This is a genomic window from SAR324 cluster bacterium, assembly GCA_029245725.1.
Classification (GTDB): domain Bacteria; phylum SAR324; class SAR324; order SAR324; family NAC60-12; genus JCVI-SCAAA005.
On the sequence record JAQWOT010000244.1, the window covers coordinates 1 to 1820 of the forward strand.

The 1820-nt window shown below is 49.9% G+C and carries 1 protein-coding gene; it reads left to right on the plus strand.

Translation table 11 applies throughout. The annotated features are described in order from the left end of the window. Nucleotides 1-1820, plus strand: a 1820-nt coding sequence (locus P8O70_13805; protein MDG2197932.1) for a caspase family protein, incomplete at both ends; no start/stop codon positions are given.

The window sequence follows — 1820 nt, forward strand, 5'->3', positions numbered from 1 at the left end:
AGTGATCGGGGTGAGTAAGTACACCAACGGCTGGCGCGATCTTCCCGGAGTGGAGAATGACCTACGACAAGTCTCCCAGGCCCTGGAAGACAATGGCTTTGAGGTGCATCCCGTTCGTAATCCAACCAAGGATCAACTAAAGGATGCGATCGAGGACTTTGTGTATCGCTTTGGGGCCCAACCGGACAATCGAGTGCTGATCTATTACGCTGGACACGGGCACACCGTGGAGTTGGCTGGAGAACGTCAGAGGGGTTACCTAGTACCTGCCGATGCTCCAGACCCAAGCCGTGACCGGCTGGCCTTTCGTAGACAAGCGTTGAGTATGCAGGAGATCGAGGTCTTCGCCAAGGAGATCATTGCCAAGCACGCACTCTTCATGTTTGACGCCTGTTTTGCAGGATCCGTGTTCGAGGCAGTTCGTGCGGCTCCCAAGCACATTCAACGGCGCACCCGGGAACCAGTACGCTACTTCATCACCTCCGGTAGTGCCAACCAGGAAGTTCCGGACAACAGCATCTTTCGACAAGCTTTTCTGGAGGCCCTGCGTGGAGAGGTTGATAGTGATCGAGATGGTTACTTCACCGGCAGTGAGCTGGGTGACTACATCTATCGGCGGACGGTCGAGTCGATCCCCAACCTGGATCCCCAATACGGTAAGCTGCAGGATCGAAACCTCAATCGAGGTGATTTTGTCTTTGAAATCCGCCAGCCACGTCAAGCACTTGCCAACGCGCCAGCATCATCCAGAGAAATCGCTGCCCAGGCCTGGGGTATGATTGAGCAATCCGAAGACCCAGCGATTTTCCAAGCTTTCATTAAGAAATTCCCCAACGCTCCGCAACGTCAGTTGGCTGAATTGAAACTGATGATGTTGCCGTCAGCGCCTGTTGAACCGAAGGAAAATTCGTTACCTGAAACTGCCAAAACAGATCAATTAGCATTGAATGAATCAGGTTCGAATGATCGTTATTCTTGGACAGATGTGGTTGTTGAGGACACCGTAAAGAATCTGATCTGGCAACGCCGAGAGATAGGCCAGCAAACGTTTAATGAGGCCAAGGACTATTGTGACCAACTGCAGCTGGATGGATCTAATGGATGGCGGTTACCAGAGATCGCAGAATTACGAGAGTTGAATAGCCAAATCCTTCCCATCTTTTACACGGGGATTTTCCAACATCCGCTAGACACTGATTTCTGGTCAGGTTCTCTGATTGGCTCTCGAGTATGGACGATCAATCTTTGGACAGGTAGAGCCGGAACCATAGATCCTTATCAGGAAGATCTATACACTGTGATGTGTGTCCGAAGTGATGAATCAGGGCCGCCAATCAATAGCTCGCTAAAAGCCCAAGATTTGGGACTCTATCAAAAGATTCAACAAGCGAATACTGAAGTCGTTGGCTGTGGATTCTTTCATGTGGGCTGTTCCGAGAAACCACTGGCCCTTCCCGCGTATCAAGACAGCTTTCACATCAAGGGGTATCGACGGGTTCACCTTTGGGGTAAGGATCGACCCTGGACAGACACTGGATTACTAGTTAACAAGGGAGATCTGGTTTATTTCTATGGAACTGGAGAAGTGAACACTTGCCCTCACAGCAACTGCAACCAAAGAGGGCCTCAACAACTTGACCAGGGAACAATCAGTTATCAAATTGGCAATAACCAACCACAAACGCTCAGTCGATTCACCAAAATACATTTCAATGGTGGAGGGTTTCAAAATTCAGATCTGGCTAGTACCTCAGGTTTTCTGACCCTGACCATCCGTGATGGAGATCTCTCCACAGCTTCGTACAAAAACTATGAGGACA